A 1222-nucleotide genomic window follows, 5' to 3' on the forward strand; every position below is an offset into this window, starting at 1 on the left:
CAAAGACGCTCTGTTGTTAGGCGTGTTAGCCTACAACTGCGGCCCCGGAGTGGTGAATAAATCCACCGTGCTGAAAAAACTTAAATCCGGCAACCGCGACATCTTCAAGTCTTACACAGCCCACTGCCATTATAGAGGCAAATTCCATAAACAGCTCCACCAACGCCGACTGACCGAGATGGTTACATTATTCCAAAAATAACATATTTGTGCCAGCAATCGTAACTACTCAGGTAGGTATGCCGTACTCATATTATGACGAAACAATAGCAGCTTAACGTTCAATTATCACTTCGCATTTGACGCTCATAAAAGCTATTGAATATCAAGAAAATAAACATTATTTTACTTGCATATTTGTTTTTTTTTGTACCTTTGTAGGTGAAATGAAGGCAAAGAAATCAGCAAATAGCAAAGTTCCCAGCAGGGCGTTACATGCCAAGAGTCGCAAGGATTCTTGTACAAACAACGTACACCCTGACGTAATTCTTGACGCTGATGAAGCATTGCGATATATTCTTGGAAGACTAACAAAACTCGAAGATGAAGTAGCTCCGATAAAGATTGAGAATAAGGAGTTGAAAAAGCGTAATGGATACCTTGAGTCGCAACACAGACAAGATCTTGCAAAAATCAAGAAACAGAATGCGGAAATCTGCACACTAAAGGCTCGTCTCGACAAATTGGAGAAACCAAAGAAAGCTAGCCATAACAGAAACACACCTCCGTCTAAGGAAGATATTGCAGCCTCCGAGGAGAGGAAGCGTACAAAGTCATTGCGTGAGCCATCTGGCAAGAAGTCAGGAGGTCAGCCAGGACATAAGGGAAGTACTTTGCAAAGGGAAGAGAGATCTGATTTTTATGTAGAGGTACCATTGGACAACTGCCCGGACTGCGGTGAAGATTTGTCAAATGTTTCGGGTATTCAGAAGATGACTCGCCAGATGATAGATATAAACTTCCCGGCTCCAGTCATAACCCAGTACTCCATATTGGAGAAGGTTTGCCCTAATTGTGGGCATACTGTATGCAGCGAGTTTCCGGAAGGTGTAAACGGAGACGTATTCTACGGCCCGAATGTACAGGCTCTGGTTGTATATCTTTGTGACGCGCACCCTGTATCCTTCCCCCGCATCAAAAGGCTCATGAGTGATATGCTCCATCCATACCTGAGGGAGCGTACTATCACCAATATCGTCCAACGGCCGGCCAGCCGCGTACT

General features: G+C 44.3%; 1 protein-coding gene and 1 pseudogene. Both read left to right on the forward strand.

Translation table 11 applies throughout. The annotated features are described in order from the left end of the window. A partial coding sequence (locus FYJ44_RS14835; protein ID WP_407643782.1) for a glycoside hydrolase family protein occupies positions 1-202 on the forward strand: 202 nt, incomplete at its 5' end. Positions 203-386: 184 nt separating this feature from the next. Continuing rightward, a pseudogene (locus FYJ44_RS14355) lies at positions 387-1222 on the forward strand (IS66 family transposase zinc-finger binding domain-containing protein); the annotation flags it as partial.

This window comes from Desulfovibrio porci (assembly GCF_009696265.1).
GTDB classification, from domain to species: Bacteria; Desulfobacterota; Desulfovibrionia; order Desulfovibrionales; family Desulfovibrionaceae; genus Desulfovibrio; species Desulfovibrio porci.